A 15,975-nucleotide genomic window follows, 5' to 3' on the forward strand; every position below is an offset into this window, starting at 1 on the left:
AGTGACGACATGAGAATTGAAACATTTAATCCAAATAAAGACTACGGTACACCAGCTCGTGTATCTGAGAAGTTAGTGACTGTAGAAATTGACGGTGTGGAAATCACAGTGCCTGAAGGCACGTCAGTAATGCGTGCTGCATCGTTAGCGAATATCAATATTCCAAAATTATGTGCAACCGACAATCTGGAATCCTTTGGTTCTTGTCGTTTATGTGCTGTACAGATTGAAGGACGACGTGGCTATCCGGCTTCATGTACAACAACTGTTGATGAAGGCATGAAAGTCACCACGCAAAACAGCAAGTTAGCCAAATTACGCAGAAATGTGATGGAACTGTACATTTCAGATCACCCTCTGGATTGTCTGACCTGTCCTGCCAATGGTAACTGTGAGTTACAGGATATGGCTGGTGATGTGGGCCTGCGTGAAGTACGTTATGGCTATCAAGGTGAAAACCATCTGGATAGTGAAAAAGATAATTCCAACCCATATTTCAGTTTTGATCCAAGCAAATGTATTGTCTGCTCTCGTTGTGTACGTGCCTGTGAAGAAGTGCAGGGTACCTTCGCTCTGACGATAGATGGACGTGGTTTTGATTCCAAAGTCGCTGCTGGTCAAAATGAAGACTTTATGGATTCAGAGTGTGTGTCTTGTGGTGCGTGTGTGCAAGCGTGCCCAACTTCCACCCTAATGGAAAAAAGCATCATTGAAATGGGCCAACCTGAGCACAGTGTTGTTACCACATGTGCCTATTGTGGTGTTGGTTGTTCATTTAAAGCTGAAATGAAAGGCGACAAAGTGGTGCGTATGGTGCCTTATAAAGGCGGCGACGCAAACCACGGTCATTCTTGTGTGAAAGGTCGTTTTGCCTTTGGTTATGCCACGCATAAAGATCGTATCAAAGCACCGATGATTCGTGAGTCGATTACCGATCCTTGGCAAGAAGTTAGCTGGGAAGAGGCGATTAATTTTGCAGCAACACGTCTGAAAGGTATTCAAGCTAAATACGGTCGTGAAAGTGTCGGTGGTATCACCTCATCACGCTGTACTAACGAAGAAAGTTATTTGGTTCAAAAATTAGTCCGTGCGGCATTTGGTAATAACAACACAGATACCTGTGCACGCGTTTGTCACTCACCAACGGGTTATGGTCTGAAAGTGACCATGGGTGAATCAGCGGGTACGCAGAACTTCGATTCTGTAATGAAATCTGATGTCATCATGGTTATCGGTGCTAACCCAACGGATGCGCATCCGGTATTTGGTTCAATGATGCGTCGTCGTCTGCGTGAAGGAGCCGACTTGATTGTGGCGGATCCACGTCATATTGATCTGTTGAAAACTCCGCATTTGAAAAAAGCACAACATTTAGCTTTACGCCCAGGTTCTAATGTGGCGCTGGTTAATGCTATTGCACACGTCGTAGTGACAGAAGGCCTGGAAGACAGAGCCTTTGTGGAAAAACGCTGTGATATGGAAAGTTATGAAAAATGGCGTGAGTTCATTCGTGATGAACGTCATTCACCAGAAGCCGTTGAAGCCACAACCGGTGTCGCCGCCGACAAAGTACGTCAAGCGGCCAGAACTTATGCGACAGCGAAGAACGGCGCGATTTACTACGGTCTGGGTGTGACCGAACATAGTCAAGGTTCAACCATGGTCATGGGTATTGCTAACCTGGCGATGGCAACCGGTAATATCGGTCGCGAAGGTGTGGGCGTGAACCCACTTCGTGGTCAGAATAATGTGCAGGGTTCATGCGATATGGGCTCATTCCCACATGAATTGCCAGGCTATCAACACGTTTCAGATGATACTGCGCGTGCACACTTTGAATCAGTCTGGGGTGTGAAACTGGATAATGAACCAGGTCTGCGTATCCCTAATATGTTTGATTCAGCGATTGCTGGTGAATTTAAAGCCTTATATGTTCAGGGTGAGGATATTGCTCAGTCTGATCCAGGCACACAGCATGTGGAAAAAGCACTGCGTTCTTTAGAGTGTTTGATTGTTCAGGATCTGTTCCTGAATGAAACAGCCAAATTTGCACACGTGTTATTACCGGGGTCTTCATTCCTTGAGAAGAACGGTACATTCACTAACGCGGAACGCCGTATCAACCGCGTACGTAAAGTGATGCCACCAATAGCAGGTAAGGAAGACTGGGAAATCACAGTGGACTTGTCGAATGCCCTTGGTTATCCCATGCATTACAACCATCCATCAGAAATTATGGATGAAATTGCCTCGCTGACACCTACCTTTACCGGTGTTAACTATGATCGTCTTGACGAGCTGGGCAGTATTCAATGGCCATGTAATGATGAAAATCCAGTGGGTATGCCTACCATGCATGTGGATGATTTCCCGATTGGTAAGGGTCGTTTCAGTGTCACTGAATACGTGGCGACGGATGAACGTACTAATAGTCGTTTCCCATTATTACTCACAACCGGACGTATCCTGTCTCAATACAACGTCGGTGCTCAAACACGTCGTACTGAGAATCAGGCCTGGCATAATGAGGACGTATTGGATATTCATCCATCTGATGCTGAAGTACGGGGTATTAAAGAGAATGACTGGTTAGGTATTACCAGTCGAGCCGGACAAACGGTATTGCGTGCTCGCATTACCGATAAAGTCCTGCCGGGCGTGGTTTACACCACATTCCATCATCCTGGTAGCGGTGCCAACGTTATTACGACTGATAACTCTGACTGGGCGACCAACTGTCCTGAGTATAAAGTCACAGCCGTTCAGGTTGAACGAGTCAGCCAACCTTCAGAGTGGCAGCAAAACTTCAAATCATTTGAAGCGTTGCAGATGAAACTACTGAAAGGGGCAGCAGACACGGCTCACTCAGAGGTAGAAGCTGAGTAATGACAAGCGTTGATAAAACGACAGTTGATGTTGAGGTAGCCGTTCATCACAATGAATCGGCTACCCAATATCAGCATGACGACATTGCTGTTGAAATACCTGTTGCACTGGTTTACAACACGATTTCTCATGCGGTGATGATGGCGACACCGGCAGATTTAGCTGACTTTGCTCTGGGGTTTAGTTTGACTGAAGATATTGTGGATAATGCCGAACAGGTTAGCCATATTCATGTGCAGTCGAATAGTAATGGCATCAGTGTCCGATTGATGATTGCTGATGAAAAGTTTGATGCATTACGTGAGCGTCGACGCAGTTTAGTTGGCCGAACTGGCTGTGGTTTATGTGGTGTTGAATCACTTAAACAGGCTATTCGCCCGATTAAACCCGTTCAGTCGGTGCAAGTTGCGGATGATGTTATCCAGACAGCCTTGAATAATATCAAGCAATACCAACAGCTTCAGCAACTGACAGGGGCGACCCATGCCGCAGCTTGGTGTGATCTTGAGGGTAATATTGTGCTAACGAGGGAAGATGTCGGCAGACATAATGCACTGGATAAACTCATCGGTGCTCACGTTAAAGCCGGATTATCGCCACACGACGGTTTTGTTTTAGTCACCAGTCGTGCCAGCTATGAAATGGTACAGAAAACAGCCAGCGCTGGTTTTGGCTGTCTTGTGGCAGTATCTGCCCCCACATCTTTAGCGATTGAACAAGCACAGCATGTGGGTCTGAAGCTGGTTGGCTTTGCCCGTTCTGGTCGTCACGTCATTTATCACGATCCGTTTACTCAATATGATCACGAAAAAGCCCACAGGGCAATGTAAGGAAAGTAACAAAATGAGTCATAGTCCGGTTGAAACTTTGATCAAAATGATTAACCAAATCGCGGCCAATAATCGCGCTTACGAAGATAAAGAGGCAGCTGAACGTGTTGCCAGTCATATCAAGCGCTTCTGGGCCAGAAAGATGAAAGAAGATTTAGTGGAATATCTTGATGCTGGTGGTGCTGAGCTTGATCCGATTGCGAAAGAAGCAGCAGAGCAAGTTAAAAGTGGCATGGAAGAAGCCGCTGCGACGAAGCAAGCTGTTTAACGCACTTCTTCTCAACATAAGCAACAAATATAAGGCCGTTAAGGCCTTATATTTTATGTGTCGATATTATTCTTGTGTAATAGCGGCTGGTTGGCGGTTTTCATCAATATGAACATAGACAATGTCAGCTTCTGCTACCTTCATTGTCGTTTCATTTTTTCCATCACGGCGTTCAATTAATACCGTTACTTTCACGGTGATAGAGGTTGTGCCAATCCGTATTGTATCCACATAAATACTGACAATATCAGCCACCAACACGGGCGCAATAAACTGAAAATTATTGACGGCGACAGTGACAACCCGGCCGCCGGCAAGACGACTGGCATAAATACCACCGGCAATATCACATTGCGACATTAACCAACCACCAAAAATATCACCAGCGATATTCACATCACTCGGTCTGGCCATAATCCGTAAAACGGCATGTTTATCTTGTGGTAACTCCATTACGAATCCTTAACTGAAAATAGATTTATCGTGTCTTTGTTATAACAAAAAATACAGAGACTTCTCATGTATAGTGATTTTATCAAGCAGAATAAATGGTGCGGATGATGAAATTAAGACAGCTTTGTATCGTCGTTGTTTTCAGTATATTAAATGTGCAGGCCAATGCTGATGAAAATCAATGGCCTTTATTTGGTGGTAACCAATGGCATCAAAGACATTCACCGCTGACACAAATTAATCAAGATACCATCCAGAATTTACAGCCTGCGTGGCAATATCAAAGCGGTATTAAAGCCACTTTTCAAGCAACGCCCATTGTCAAAGATAAGGTGATGTACTTGTCTTTACCCTTTAATGACGTGGTGGCATTAGATGCCAAAACGGGGCAACAAATATGGCGTTATCATCATGAGCGAATCACATCCCGTGAGATGTGTTGTGGTCCGGCGAATCGGGGTGTCGCTGTTGATGATTATCATGTGTATATGGGCACAGTAGACGGTCGGTTGATTGCTTTGGATCGACAAACAGGCAAGCTAGCCTGGGATAGAGATGTCACTCTGGGTGAGAGTGGTATTCAGGAGGATATCGCTACGCTGGGGGATGAGGCTAAAGGAAAAGTATCGGGTAAATCAGGCGCCGGTATCAACATGGCACCCATGGTGTACAAAGGCCAGGTCATTATTGGCATTACAGGTGTTGGTTATGGCTTACATATCGACTCTCCTGACGTTAATGCACCTTTGGGTGCTGTGGTGGGTATCGCTGGTGAGTATGGACGGAGAGGCTTTCTTGCTGCCTATGATGCTGAAACCGGAAAACCCTTATGGCAGTTCGATACCATTCCAGAACACAATTGGGAAGGTCAGTTCGTCACAACTACACCGGGTGGTGAAGCCTTACCCAGAGATATCGAAAAAGAAAAAGCGGTGTTAGCAGAATATCCTGATGCTTGGCGTTATGGCGGTGGCTCAGCCTGGAGTACGCCTGCAATAGATGAGGATACCGATACACTATTTTTTGGCACCGGGAATCCATCGCCACAGATGGAAGACTCGTCACGACCTGGTGATAATCTCTACACATCTTCTATCGTCGCATTAGATGCCATGAGTGGCAAAGTAAAGTGGTATTTCCAGCAAGTCCCCCATGATCTATGGGGATATGATGTGGCCAGCCCTCCGGCATTATTCACTGTGGATATTGATGGCAAAAAGATCAATGCGCTGGGTCAGGCGGGAAAAACGGGCTGGTTTTATGTGTTAAACCGTAACACGGGCAAACTGTTATTTAGAAGCGAAGCCTATGTGCCGCAACAGAATATGTTCAAACTGCCTAGTGAAGAGGGTACCGTTATCTACCCGGGGGTACTTGGCGGCTCGAACTGGTCACCTATTTCTGTTGATCAACAACGTGGACTCGCTTTCATCGCGGGTATTCACTGGCCAATTAATTATCGCCTGCATCAAATGGGGACCGGCGATGGCGAGTCAGGGGTGAAATATTCTTCTATGTCACCCATGAATGATGTTGAGCACTATGGTCTATTAACGGCGATCGATATCAATACTGGCCAAATTGTTTGGCAATATAAAACCCCAAATCCATTATTAGGCGGCGTGCTTAGCACGGCTGGCGGTCTTGTCTTTACAGGTGAAGGGGATGGTCGATTATTAGCCTTTGATGAGGCCTCAGGTGAGCTGTTATGGCAAGGTCACTCAGAAGCCGGTGTGAATGCGCCACCAATCAGTTATGAGATTGAAGGAAAGCAGTATATTGCTGTTGCCAGTGGTGGCAATAAATTATTCGGCTATAAAACAGGTGATTATATGAAAGTATGGGCATTAAAGGATTAATGTCTCACTTAAGTTAACGCCACGTTGCAATATTAAAAACCGGTTAAGTCTTTTTTAATATTTGTTAACCATACTCAGCCTCAGTTTAAAAAAGCAGGTGATGAGATGACCACAGATATTAAAACAACGCTTGAGTTTTCAGGTAAATATGATGATACACATGCGAAAGCTTATTTTGAAAAACATCAGGATGGATTATGGCGTCAATTATCTAACTGGCGTGATCATCAAGTGGCCAGACAAGCACTTAAGCTCGCAGGTGACCCAAAAACGGTATTAGATGTGCCATGTGGTACAGGCCGATTCTGGTCTTTATTATGTGAAGATGCACAGCGCCAGATCTTTGCCAGTGATTATAGCCAGGACATGATAAACACTGGCATGCGGTATCGTGACAAGGCAATAACACAACGGGTAGAAGCATTTCAGGCGTCGGCGTTCAGCCTGGATGTGCCAGATAATTTTGTAGAAAATATTTTCTGTATCCGTCTTATTCACCATATTGGTGATGCACAAGATCGCTTAACACTGCTGAAAGAGTTTCACCGGGTAACGCAAAAAACCGTGATTATTTCGTTATGGGTGGATGGTAACTTTAAAGCCTGGCGTCGTAAAAAGCTGGAGAAAAAACGCCACGCAAGAGAGTACCAAAACCGCTTTGTGATTAATCAGCACACCATTGAAAATGAGTTTCGCCAAAGTGGTTTTGAAGTAAAAGCCGCCATCGACTTTTTACCCAAATATGCGATGTGGCGTACTTACGTGCTCGAAAAGCGATAAGAAGCAATCAGTTAACGAATTTGTCTGGCCCGAACAGATCGGCCTTTCACTTTGCCTTTGGCTAAGTAATTCATTGCTTGCCTAAGGGCATTGTGTTCAACGGCCACGTAGCTGGACATATCACGAATATCAATCTTGCCTATTTGCTGACCGTTTAAACCCGCATCGCCAGTTAAGGCACCTAAAATATCACCAGGGCGTATTTTATTTTTACGACCACTATCCAGCTGGATGGTGGTCATCTTGCCTTGCAGCGTGAAACCTGAATCGGTCTTTAGCTTGGATAAATTGCCATAATGAACTGGCTCGGAGACATAGTTTTCAATGGCAACAACCCGAGGCGCGTCGGCTGGTGTGACGATACTGATCGCCATGCCTTTTTCACCGGCACGACCGGTACGGCCGATACGATGCACATACACTTCCGGATCGCGTGGTAATTCATAGTTAATGACCATTTCCAGAGCGGCGATATCCAGCCCTCTGGCAGCAACATCGGTTGCTACCAATACTGGGCAACTGTTATTGGCAAAACGAATCAGTGCCTGATCACGATCCCGTTGTTCAAGATCGCCATGAATAGCGGCCGCTTGTATTTGTTGACTGGACAACCACTGAGCCACTTCATCACACTGCTTTTTGGTATGACAGAAGATGACAGCATTAGCCGGTTTATAGTGCTGAATCAGCTTGATTAACGCCTGATCACGTTCATTTTTATTGATATCAAAAAACAGTTGCTCGATAACATCTTGCTTATGTTCAGAGATAACCTTAACTGATACGGGTGACTTTTGGATGGATTCACTCATCTGCTGAATCGTATCAGGATAGGTGGCAGAGAACAGGGCGGTCTGACGCGATTCTGGTGTTTGATCAATGATGTGGTGAATCACTTCAGCAAAGCCCATATCCAACATACGATCCGCTTCATCGAGAACCAGCACTTTCAGTTGATCTAACTTTAAACAGTTTTTGCTATGTAAGTCATTTACCCGGCCCGGCGTGCCGACGACGATATGTGTGCCATGTTCTAGTGACGCAATTTGTGGGCCGATGGGTTTGCCACCGCATAAGGTGGTGACTTTAATATTCGGCATTAAACGCGCGAGCTTGCGTAATTCACTGGTGATTTGTTCTGCCAGCTCGCGGGTCGGACTTAAGATTAACGCTTGCACCCCAAAGAAACGCGGGTTGATGCTATTTAATACGCTGATTCCAAACGCCGCCGTTTTACCACTGCCGGTTTTCGCCTGGGCGACCACATCGCGGCCTTTTAATAACCAGGGTAATGTTTCTGCCTGAATGGCTGTCATGCTGTCATAACCTAATGAGGTTAAGGCATCCAGTTGCGGCTGAGATAAGGGAAGGGACGAAAAAGCAGTATCTGACATAGGAACTCAATTAATAATCACGTGCATGCGTGATGGCTGTTCAGCGGATATGAAAATAAGACTTAGCGTTGTTCCGCAATCAAGACTGAACTTCTTAATGGGAGAGAGATAAACTCAGGGAGCTAGTAGTCCTTTGAATATAGGAAAGAATTATACCTTGCTCACCTTAGCAAAGCGACATAACACTTCGCCGTCAGAGCAGAAAGATCTTATTGATCTTGTTCGGCGAGTTTTTCTGCTAATGAAAGTAAGGTGGTTGTTTGACTTTTTATCTGTTGATAAACATCCGGATCAAGTTGTTTCAGCCACCGCTCGGGAATAGCATCCACGCCATATTTTGCGCCAGCCAACATACCGGCGATAGCACCCACCGTATTGGCATCACCGCCCATATTGACCGTCTTAATCACACAGGATTCCAGGCCATCGGTAGTATGAAAAAAATGCAGCACGGTTTGCATGGTATCCACGATATAGCCAGAGCTATGACCAGGGTAGGGTGAGAAAGCAAACAGAGGCTCTTTTTCAATGAACTCAGAAATGGTGTGTTCAGCCAAATCGGTTTCTTGCCGAATTAAATGCTTTATCAGATATCCCAGCATCTGACTGGCTCGGTCAGATAAGCTGTTGTGGTGAGTAAAATGATTTTGTTCACAAAGACAGTGTTCAAACTCATCATCCCGATATAGACAGATCAAAGCCAAAGGTAATATTCGGCTACAGGCGCCGTTACCAGCGTCATGTTCGTCATAAGGAGCAATGATCTCACCGGTATTTTTATAGCGACGAATCCCCCGCAGTACTGCCTCGCTGATATCGGTCGGATGTTTGCTTAACCAGACAACAAAGTAGTCGGCAGTCGTTTTGATATCCCAGCCTTGCGCGTCGATAATCGCTTGGCCCAGCGTCAAGGTCATCTCGGTCGCATCAGTCACGTGACCTTTTGGCAATCCTAACCAGCCACCGCCGGTAATATCTTTGTGAAGGCCATAAGTCTCGTGAATTTGTTCTGGTGTCATAAATTCCAAGGTGGTGCCGAGTGCATCACCACAAGCAAAACCAAGATAAGCGCCTAAAGCACGATCATAGAGAGAAGATGCTGTTATCGTTGCATCTGAATTCATCTTTATTGAGCCTTATTATCCATTGTCGGGTATTCCAAAAAACTGCCGCCAATAATAAAGCTGAGAATGTATCGCGACATTGATCCTGATCATGAAGATGATGAAATGCCTGTTGTTCTGTTCAAATGACAGGCATGGAAGATGATGTATTGGAAAAGGCTGGAACGAGCTAGAAGAAATGCAGTTATTCGATGATGGCAGCGGATTTAATTTGCGCCCAGACTTTATCACCAACAGAAACGCCGAGATGATGAAATGAGCGTGAGGTAAGACGGCAAAGGAGAAAATTAGCGCCGATCTTAAGTCTCACTAATAAGATGGCTGGATGATCACCAGCGCCGACTTCTTCGATGATGGCCTCGATTGTATTGGCAATACTGGAGTCTTTATCAGGAGAAAGGGTCAGACTGACATCGCGAGCCAGTACTTGCAGACGTAGCTGACTGCCGATAACAAAATTCATATCTCTAACCCACATGCTGCCACCCTCAAACGCAGCCTCAGCAAGGTGCCATTCAGATTGAAGTTGTTCAATCCTGGCTTCAATGATGACGCTAGCTTGCTCATCCATTTGTGACGATAAATCCAGCCGAGACAGTGTGTGATTCAGCGGGCCAGTAGCTTCAACCCGACCTTCTTTCAGTAACACGATATGATCGGCTAATCGCGCTACCTCAGTGGGGGAGTGACTCACATATATCACCGGCATTTTCAGTGTGTCATGCAGCTTTTCTAAAAAAGGTAAAAACTCACGTTTTCTGGCTACATCCAGTGCCGCTAATGGTTCATCCATCAATAAGAGTTTTGGGTTCACTGCCAGACTGCGAGCTATGGCAACGCGTTGTTTTTCTCCACCGGATAATTTAGCCGGTTTGCGGTCAAGTAAGTGTGCAATGCCTAATAACTCAATGGCTTTATCCAGTGAAAATTCATGGTTGTTTTGTTTTCTGCGTTTAAAGGCATAGTTCAAATTGGCCATCACACTGAGATGAGGGAATAAAGCCGACTCCTGAAATACATAGGCAATCGGACGCTGGTGGGGAGGAATAAAGGTGTTGTCATCCTGCCAGACGTTGCCATCAAAGACGAATTTTCCCTTAGCTTTTTCCAGACCCGCAATACAACGTAGGATGGTGGATTTTCCCGAACCGGACGGGCCAAACAAAGCTGTGACACCTTGATCAGGAATGGTCAGATCAATATCCAGCGTAAAGCCCGGATGTTGAAGATAAAAGCGGGTTTCCATTACAGACGTGCTCATGCGAGTTTTCTTTTATTGGGGTTAAATAGATACAGCAATAACAAGGTAATAAAGGAAAACGCAATCATAATGGCCGATAGCTCCCAAGCCTGCTCATATTCTAAGGCTTCGACATAATCATAAATTTGCACAGACACAACACGGGTGACATCAGGAATATTGCCACCAATCATTAACACCACGCCAAACTCACCGACCGTATGAGCAAACCCTAGTATCCCACCCGTCAGAAAGCCGGGTAGAGCAAGTGGCAGAGCAATCGTTAAAAAGCGATCAAGTGGACTCGCACCCAGCGTCGCAGCGGCTTCCAGATAGTGTTCACTAATATTTTCAAAGGCCAGTTGTATCGGTTGAACCACAAAAGGCAGGGAATAAAAGATGGATGCAATCACCAGTCCGCTAAAGGTAAAAGGTAAGGTGCCCAAGCCAAGTGCCTGCGTCAGCTGACCCACCGGACCTTCAGGACCCATGGCGACTAATAAATAAAAGCCAATAACCGATGGTGGTAAGACAATCGGCATCGCCACCAATGCCTCGATAGCGACTTTGGCACGACAACGGGTGCGAGCCAGCCACCAGGCGATAGGTGTGCTGATCAGCAACAGCAAAATAGTCACGATACTAGCCAGTTTCGCCGTCAGTAAAATAGCAGTGAGATTCGCGTCGCTGAACATGATGTCTTAGGTTAATTTGGGCTTAGTGTGAGTAACCATAGGATTCGATAATCGCCAGGGCTTTGTCTGATTTAAGGTAGTCGAGCAGGGCCTTTGCCGCATCATTATCTTCTGCTTTTTTGAGTAATACCGCATCCTGACGAATAGGCGAATATAGGTCTTTAGGCACAATCCAGCCGGAGCCTGAACTTAGCTTGCCTTGCTTCATGACCTGTGACAAAGCCACAAAACCCAGTTGAGCGTTATGCGTAGCAACAAACTGATACGCCTGAGCAATATTTTCTCCCATCACAATTTTTTTAGCGACATCCTCATAAACACCCAGATTATTTAATGTTTCGATGGCAGCCGTGCCATAAGGAGCGAGTTTAGGATTGGCTAAAGATAGATGTTTGAACTGATCGGTTTTCAACACCTCCGGACCTTGACTATCGACAAAATCCGCTTTGGGTGACCATAAAATCAATGCGCCCTTAGCATAAGTAAAACGAGTGTCTTTGACACTGAGACCAGCTTCTTCAAGGGCTAATGGTTTGGCGGCATCGGCAGAGAGGAAGACATCAAAAGGCGCACCATTTTTTATCTGGGCAAAAAACTTACCGGATGAGGCAAAAGACAGCACCGTGTTATTTCCCGTCTCTTTATCAAAGGCAGCAGCAATTTCCTGCATAGGTTCGGTGAAATTGGCTGCTACCGCCACCATCACGGTTTGCGCCTGAACATTACCAAGAGCAAATAAAAAGAAAAGGGCGGTAAGGACTTTTTGTAATGTCTTCATTGTGATATCTCAGTATTAACTCGCAACAGCAAGGATAACGTTGGACGCTTTTATTAATGCCGTGACCTGTGTCTCCGGTTTGAGATTCAGTTCATGGGCGCTTTCATTGGTGATGGTGGCAGCCAGTGTTTTGCCTCCGTTTAATTCAATAATAACTTCTGTATTGATCGCGCCCTCATGACAGCGTGCAACTTTGCCTGTGAGCTTATTTCGGGCACTGGTTTTTAGCTGATGATCTAAGGTCAGAATCACCCACGAAGCCTTAATCATCGCGTAGGCTTCTGTGCCTTGTTTAAGCTCAAGATGCTCGAGACTATCTGACGTGATATTGGCGACAATTTCATCATCACCGCCGATATCCAAAATCACTTCGTTTGAAATCTCGCCTTGTTTGATCGTTTTCACTTTGCCAAGAAACTGATTACGAGCACTGGTTTTCAAATCAAATCTCCTGATGAGCTGATAATAAGCATCGAAGTCATCTACCACATCATTTAACTGATGCAGAACACGCTCACGTTCTTCATCAAGCCGACGAAATGTGCCGATAAGCCGACGGCCATGATCTGTCAATTTAGCTCCACCCCCATCACGACCACCTTTGCGTCTTTCCACCAAAGGGCTCTCAGTCATATTGTTAATGGCTTCAACAGCATCCCATGCGGTTTTATAAGTCATACCTAACGCTGTGGCAGCGGCGCGAATTGAGCCTGTGACATCAATCTGCACCAACAACGCCATATGATCGTATTTACGACCACGGCTGAATAAAGCGGTTGTAGTGTCTGCATGTAACTCGGTCATGTGGTTTTTATTGTCTCTAAATACCGATAGTAGGTGTAACTATATATCGGTATGAGAAACACTACAATCTCAGCTTTAATGCTTTGTGTGATTTGAAATAGGTCCAGGAGAGAGAGCTAAAAATAATGTGGTTATCTACAATAGTGCAGAGATTAATGACTGAATTATTATCAGCACGCTGGAGCAGAAAGCCTTCCGTCAATGGAGGAAATTTGAAGTGTATGAAAATAGGGGGTATTGCTTAGCTTAAGCTAATTAACATCAGATTTTTATCATCCAAGGCTGTTTAATGTTGATTAAAAGTTAAATTTATGAAATATTTTTTAAATATCAATAGATTGCAATGTTGTTAAACCATTTGCTCGTAAAGGATTTAAGGGGACACAGAAATGGATGCTTCAATATGAAAATCACTTTATCTCCGCAATACTCTGACTTCCAAGAGAGTCAAAAGATGGCTCTACTTTTCGAGCCCATTTCAACTTTTTGGCTCTATTTTCCCCAAAAAAATAATCGCCGTTTCTTTTTTTATCAACTGTTTAGAGTTTTGAAATGGAATTATGAAGCGACTTCTTTAATATTTATTATGAAGCCACAGGCTTCATAAAAGACACTCTTAAAACTCAATAAGGATATCTCATGGCTCAAGTGGAAGTAACGATACACTCTGATGGAAAACCGGTACCTATTCTGCAGTTTTCAGAATATTTTATGCTGTTGCGTGTTTGTTATATTTTGGCGCTAGAGGAAGTCCGGTTTGAACTGGAAGAAGATGGTGATATTGCTGTAGATACAAGTGTAGAACACTTGTCAGGTGCAATTCTTCATCATGCTAGTTCTTTATCTTCAGCCGAATTTAATCGCCTTAGCAAGCAGAAACTACCTGTGCAAGAAGAGCTATATCTTCAAGACATTATGCGTAGAAATCCATTTGAAATAGTCTTTCTAGGTATTGGGGTCGCTTTAACTGCAGCACTAATCGTTTCCGGCGGAAAATTCGAATTTGGTCTAACAAAGCTAAAAATTGAGATTCCGCCACTAGGTGAAGGTATAGCAAAGCTTAAAAAGGCATTTAAACAAGAATAGTGACAAACAAGATTTTAACAAGGCCAAGCACATCGACCGCAAAAAGCGGGGGCTGGACCTCGCTACCGCTCGGCCCGTGTTGGAGAAGTTAGCTTTTTATGAATACACCCTATAAACAGGAGCATGTTGATCAGCTCTACCGCCTAATTGGAGAAGCTGTTTGGCACCTTCAGCATCTGGAAAATGTTGTAGCATCCTTTACTACATTCAAAGTGCTGCAAGCGAAACGAGAAAAAGGAAAGCGCCTTAAGCAAGCCGACGTGGAAAGGGCTCTTGGAAAACAGAAAGGACAGACGCTTGTGCCTCTTATCGGTAATGCTAAGTCACATAAAACAATTCCTCCACACTTGGTAAAGCGATTTGATGTATTTCTGTCTGACAGAAATTGGTTGATTCATAATTGCGTGACAGATGAGTTCCTTTCATTGCGTAATAAAGAAGAAAGGCAACGGCTCTTCCAGCGAGTAGCTGAGGTTTCACAACAAGCCATAGCACTTCAGGGCGAGATTCATGGCCTATTTGAAGATTGGTTTACGGAGCTCGGATATGACTTGGGGGAAAGCTATGAACTTGCTGAAGAACTGCTAAAGAATGCCGAACAAAGTTAACCAGGCGCTGCGGCTGCCCACTAAAGTGGCGGCTGAGCTTTGGCGTTATACGTAAAAAGGAATCTCACATTGAGCATGAAAAATTTGAAGGAAAAGCTTAGATCATTGACTTCTGATCAGCTGTTCTCATCACTTGCATTGATGTTTACGGTCGCAACTGGAATTGTTGTCATTGTATTTGTATTCTACTTCATGAACTTCTCTGGCCCATTAAGCAGCGAGCATGACCGCTGGGGAACTTTCGGTGATTTCGTGGGTGGAACTTTAAACCCAATTCTTAGCTTTTTCGCTCTTATTGCGATATTACTTACAATAATTCTTCAAAGCAAAGAATTAGAAGCAACAAGAGAAGAACTTAAACGCTCGGCTACTGCACAAGAGAAATCTGAGGCTAGTCTAAAAAAACAATCCGAAATATTAAGTAGGCAACAATTTGAACAGACTTTCTTCTCTCTACTGGAACAGCATAATTCTGCATTAGAAAAAATATCCACCCCTTCGGGGCGCTGGACAAATAATCGATCAGATCTTGATATGGCTCGCCAGTCAATATTTAAAGTATCCACATTAACCGAAGCAAAGGATAAGCTAGAGCAAAAAAATAGGTTTTGTGGTCACTATTTTCGTGTTTTGTACCAGCTTCTGAAGTTTATTGCTACAAATATACCAGGAAGTGAAATCGGCGCTAAATTTGATAAAAATGATATAGTTAAAGCAGCGATGGCTGAAAATGAAAAAATGTATAGCAATATGGTGCGCTCATTCTTGAATTATGATGTATCGCAGGTGTTAGCAATCAACTGTTATTGTTCCGGAGAGCGTAGTACTTATTGGCGCTACAGGCAGCTTCTAGAGCGCTACGAATTTTTAGAGCATATGCCATTTGAAGTTGATAATGAAAAGAATAACCTCCTGATAAATACGCAGGAATACTACATTAAGGCATTCGGAAATTCTGGTTTTGTTGAGTCCCTTAAGGGTAGCGGATAAATAAATCAAGGGGGCAGCATAAATCAATAGGGTCAGAGTCTGACGGATCCCCACAAATAATCTAGTCATAAACTGGCACCTGCATCAACAACTGTATTTTTTTATTCGCTGCTTCCCACTCTCGTTTTTTTAATCGTAATCGTCGGTCTCGAAATGCCCTCAATCCAATATATTGATAGG

At 44.5% G+C, this 15,975-nt stretch carries 15 protein-coding genes; 8 read left to right on the forward strand and 7 right to left on the reverse strand.

Annotated elements, in window-relative coordinates; all coding sequences use genetic code 11:
- The first annotated feature begins 9 nt into the window (after positions 1–9).
- From fdhF to AC13DA_RS06180, 3 genes are read left to right on the forward strand one after another with little or no spacing between them, the layout of a single operon-like run.
- Positions 10–2,886, forward strand: coding sequence for a formate dehydrogenase subunit alpha (gene fdhF / locus AC13DA_RS06170; protein WP_284451703.1), 2,877 nt, complete (start codon positions 10–12; stop codon positions 2,884–2,886).
- Entirely contained in the window at positions 2,886–3,716 is an 831-nt protein-coding gene (gene fdhD, locus AC13DA_RS06175; RefSeq protein ID WP_007145662.1) for a formate dehydrogenase accessory sulfurtransferase FdhD, read from the forward strand. Before fdhF ends, fdhD begins: the two co-directional genes overlap by 1 nt.
- Positions 3,717–3,729: 13 nt before the next feature.
- Entirely contained in the window at positions 3,730–3,984 is a 255-nt protein-coding gene (locus AC13DA_RS06180) for a formate dehydrogenase subunit delta (RefSeq protein WP_007145661.1), read from the forward strand.
- Positions 3,985–4,050: 66 nt separating this feature from the next.
- Here AC13DA_RS06180 and AC13DA_RS06185 read toward each other — a convergent pair whose 3' ends face one another.
- The gene (locus AC13DA_RS06185) at positions 4,051–4,437 is read right to left on the reverse strand and encodes an acyl-CoA thioesterase (RefSeq protein ID WP_007145660.1); all 387 of its coding nucleotides are present in this window, start codon (positions 4,435–4,437) and stop codon (positions 4,051–4,053) included.
- A gap of 107 nt (positions 4,438–4,544) precedes the next feature.
- Here AC13DA_RS06185 and AC13DA_RS06190 point away from each other — a divergent pair, with 107 nt between their 5' ends.
- Both AC13DA_RS06190 and AC13DA_RS06195 read left to right on the forward strand, forming a co-directional pair.
- The gene (locus AC13DA_RS06190) at positions 4,545–6,296 is read left to right on the forward strand and encodes a pyrroloquinoline quinone-dependent dehydrogenase (protein ID WP_284451702.1); all 1,752 of its coding nucleotides are present in this window, start codon (positions 4,545–4,547) and stop codon (positions 6,294–6,296) included.
- 105 nt (positions 6,297–6,401) lie between these two features.
- Positions 6,402–7,076, forward strand: a complete 675-nt coding sequence (locus tag AC13DA_RS06195) for a class I SAM-dependent methyltransferase (RefSeq protein WP_284451701.1) — start codon at positions 6,402–6,404, stop codon at positions 7,074–7,076.
- 11 nt (positions 7,077–7,087) lie between these two features.
- Here the strand turns inward: AC13DA_RS06195 and dbpA are convergent, their stop codons facing one another.
- The 6 genes from dbpA to AC13DA_RS06225 form a co-directional block, all read right to left on the reverse strand.
- The gene (gene dbpA / locus AC13DA_RS06200) at positions 7,088–8,470 is read right to left on the reverse strand and encodes an ATP-dependent RNA helicase DbpA (RefSeq protein ID WP_284451700.1); all 1,383 of its coding nucleotides are present in this window, start codon (positions 8,468–8,470) and stop codon (positions 7,088–7,090) included.
- Positions 8,471–8,679: 209 nt separating this feature from the next.
- Positions 8,680–9,594 carry an ADP-ribosyl-[dinitrogen reductase] hydrolase gene (gene draG / locus AC13DA_RS06205; protein WP_284451699.1) on the reverse strand — a complete coding sequence of 305 codons (915 nt, stop codon included), beginning with the start codon at positions 9,592–9,594 and terminating at the stop codon, positions 8,680–8,682.
- A 184-nt stretch (positions 9,595–9,778) separates the two neighbouring features.
- Positions 9,779–10,855 carry a molybdenum ABC transporter ATP-binding protein gene (gene modC, locus AC13DA_RS06210; RefSeq protein WP_284451698.1) on the reverse strand — a complete coding sequence of 359 codons (1,077 nt, stop codon included), beginning with the start codon at positions 10,853–10,855 and terminating at the stop codon, positions 9,779–9,781.
- On the reverse strand, positions 10,852–11,529 hold the full coding sequence (modB, locus tag AC13DA_RS06215) for a molybdate ABC transporter permease subunit (RefSeq protein ID WP_284451697.1): 678 nt from the start codon (positions 11,527–11,529) through the stop codon (positions 10,852–10,854). The genes modC and modB overlap by 4 nt, the downstream gene beginning before the upstream one ends.
- A gap of 22 nt (positions 11,530–11,551) precedes the next feature.
- Positions 11,552–12,307, reverse strand: a complete 756-nt coding sequence (gene modA, locus AC13DA_RS06220; protein WP_284451696.1) for a molybdate ABC transporter substrate-binding protein — start codon at positions 12,305–12,307, stop codon at positions 11,552–11,554.
- 15 nt (positions 12,308–12,322) lie between these two features.
- Positions 12,323–13,111: a TOBE domain-containing protein gene (locus tag AC13DA_RS06225; protein ID WP_284451695.1), complete on the reverse strand. Its 789-nt coding sequence runs from the start codon at positions 13,109–13,111 to the stop codon at positions 12,323–12,325.
- A 639-nt stretch (positions 13,112–13,750) separates the two neighbouring features.
- Between AC13DA_RS06225 and AC13DA_RS06230 the strand changes: the two genes are divergently transcribed.
- The 3 genes from AC13DA_RS06230 (at position 13,751) to AC13DA_RS06240 (ending at position 15,795) form a co-directional block, all read left to right on the forward strand.
- Positions 13,751–14,197: a hypothetical protein gene (locus tag AC13DA_RS06230; protein ID WP_284451694.1), complete on the forward strand. Its 447-nt coding sequence runs from the start codon at positions 13,751–13,753 to the stop codon at positions 14,195–14,197.
- A 98-nt stretch (positions 14,198–14,295) separates the two neighbouring features.
- Positions 14,296–14,805, forward strand: a complete 510-nt coding sequence (locus AC13DA_RS06235; RefSeq protein ID WP_284451693.1) for a glutathione S-transferase family protein — start codon at positions 14,296–14,298, stop codon at positions 14,803–14,805.
- Positions 14,806–14,880: 75 nt separating this feature from the next.
- Positions 14,881–15,795 carry a putative phage abortive infection protein gene (locus AC13DA_RS06240; protein WP_284451692.1) on the forward strand — a complete coding sequence of 305 codons (915 nt, stop codon included), beginning with the start codon at positions 14,881–14,883 and terminating at the stop codon, positions 15,793–15,795.
- Positions 15,796–15,975: the final 180 nt, after the last annotated feature.

The organism is Methylophaga sp. F-2 (assembly GCF_056859315.1).

What these genes read in the sequence shown, in the direction of transcription:
- fdhF (WP_284451703.1), top strand. Translation starts at nt 10, where the DNA reads ATGAGAATTGAAACATTTAATCCAAATAAAGACTACGGTACACCAGCT.
- fdhD (WP_007145662.1), top strand. Translation starts at nt 2,886, where the DNA reads ATGACAAGCGTTGATAAAACGACAGTTGATGTTGAGGTAGCCGTTCAT.
- AC13DA_RS06180 (WP_007145661.1), top strand. Translation starts at nt 3,730, where the DNA reads ATGAGTCATAGTCCGGTTGAAACTTTGATCAAAATGATTAACCAAATC.
- AC13DA_RS06185 (WP_007145660.1), bottom strand. Translation starts at nt 4,437, where the DNA reads ATGGAGTTACCACAAGATAAACATGCCGTTTTACGGATTATGGCCAGA.
- AC13DA_RS06190 (WP_284451702.1), top strand. Translation starts at nt 4,545, where the DNA reads ATGAAATTAAGACAGCTTTGTATCGTCGTTGTTTTCAGTATATTAAAT.
- AC13DA_RS06195 (WP_284451701.1), top strand. Translation starts at nt 6,402, where the DNA reads ATGACCACAGATATTAAAACAACGCTTGAGTTTTCAGGTAAATATGAT.
- dbpA (WP_284451700.1), bottom strand. Translation starts at nt 8,470, where the DNA reads ATGTCAGATACTGCTTTTTCGTCCCTTCCCTTATCTCAGCCGCAACTG.
- draG (WP_284451699.1), bottom strand. Translation starts at nt 9,594, where the DNA reads ATGAATTCAGATGCAACGATAACAGCATCTTCTCTCTATGATCGTGCT.
- modC (WP_284451698.1), bottom strand. Translation starts at nt 10,855, where the DNA reads ATGAGCACGTCTGTAATGGAAACCCGCTTTTATCTTCAACATCCGGGC.
- modB (WP_284451697.1), bottom strand. Translation starts at nt 11,529, where the DNA reads ATGTTCAGCGACGCGAATCTCACTGCTATTTTACTGACGGCGAAACTG.
- modA (WP_284451696.1), bottom strand. Translation starts at nt 12,307, where the DNA reads ATGAAGACATTACAAAAAGTCCTTACCGCCCTTTTCTTTTTATTTGCT.
- AC13DA_RS06225 (WP_284451695.1), bottom strand. Translation starts at nt 13,111, where the DNA reads ATGACCGAGTTACATGCAGACACTACAACCGCTTTATTCAGCCGTGGT.
- AC13DA_RS06230 (WP_284451694.1), top strand. Translation starts at nt 13,751, where the DNA reads ATGGCTCAAGTGGAAGTAACGATACACTCTGATGGAAAACCGGTACCT.
- AC13DA_RS06235 (WP_284451693.1), top strand. Translation starts at nt 14,296, where the DNA reads ATGAATACACCCTATAAACAGGAGCATGTTGATCAGCTCTACCGCCTA.
- AC13DA_RS06240 (WP_284451692.1), top strand. Translation starts at nt 14,881, where the DNA reads ATGAAAAATTTGAAGGAAAAGCTTAGATCATTGACTTCTGATCAGCTG.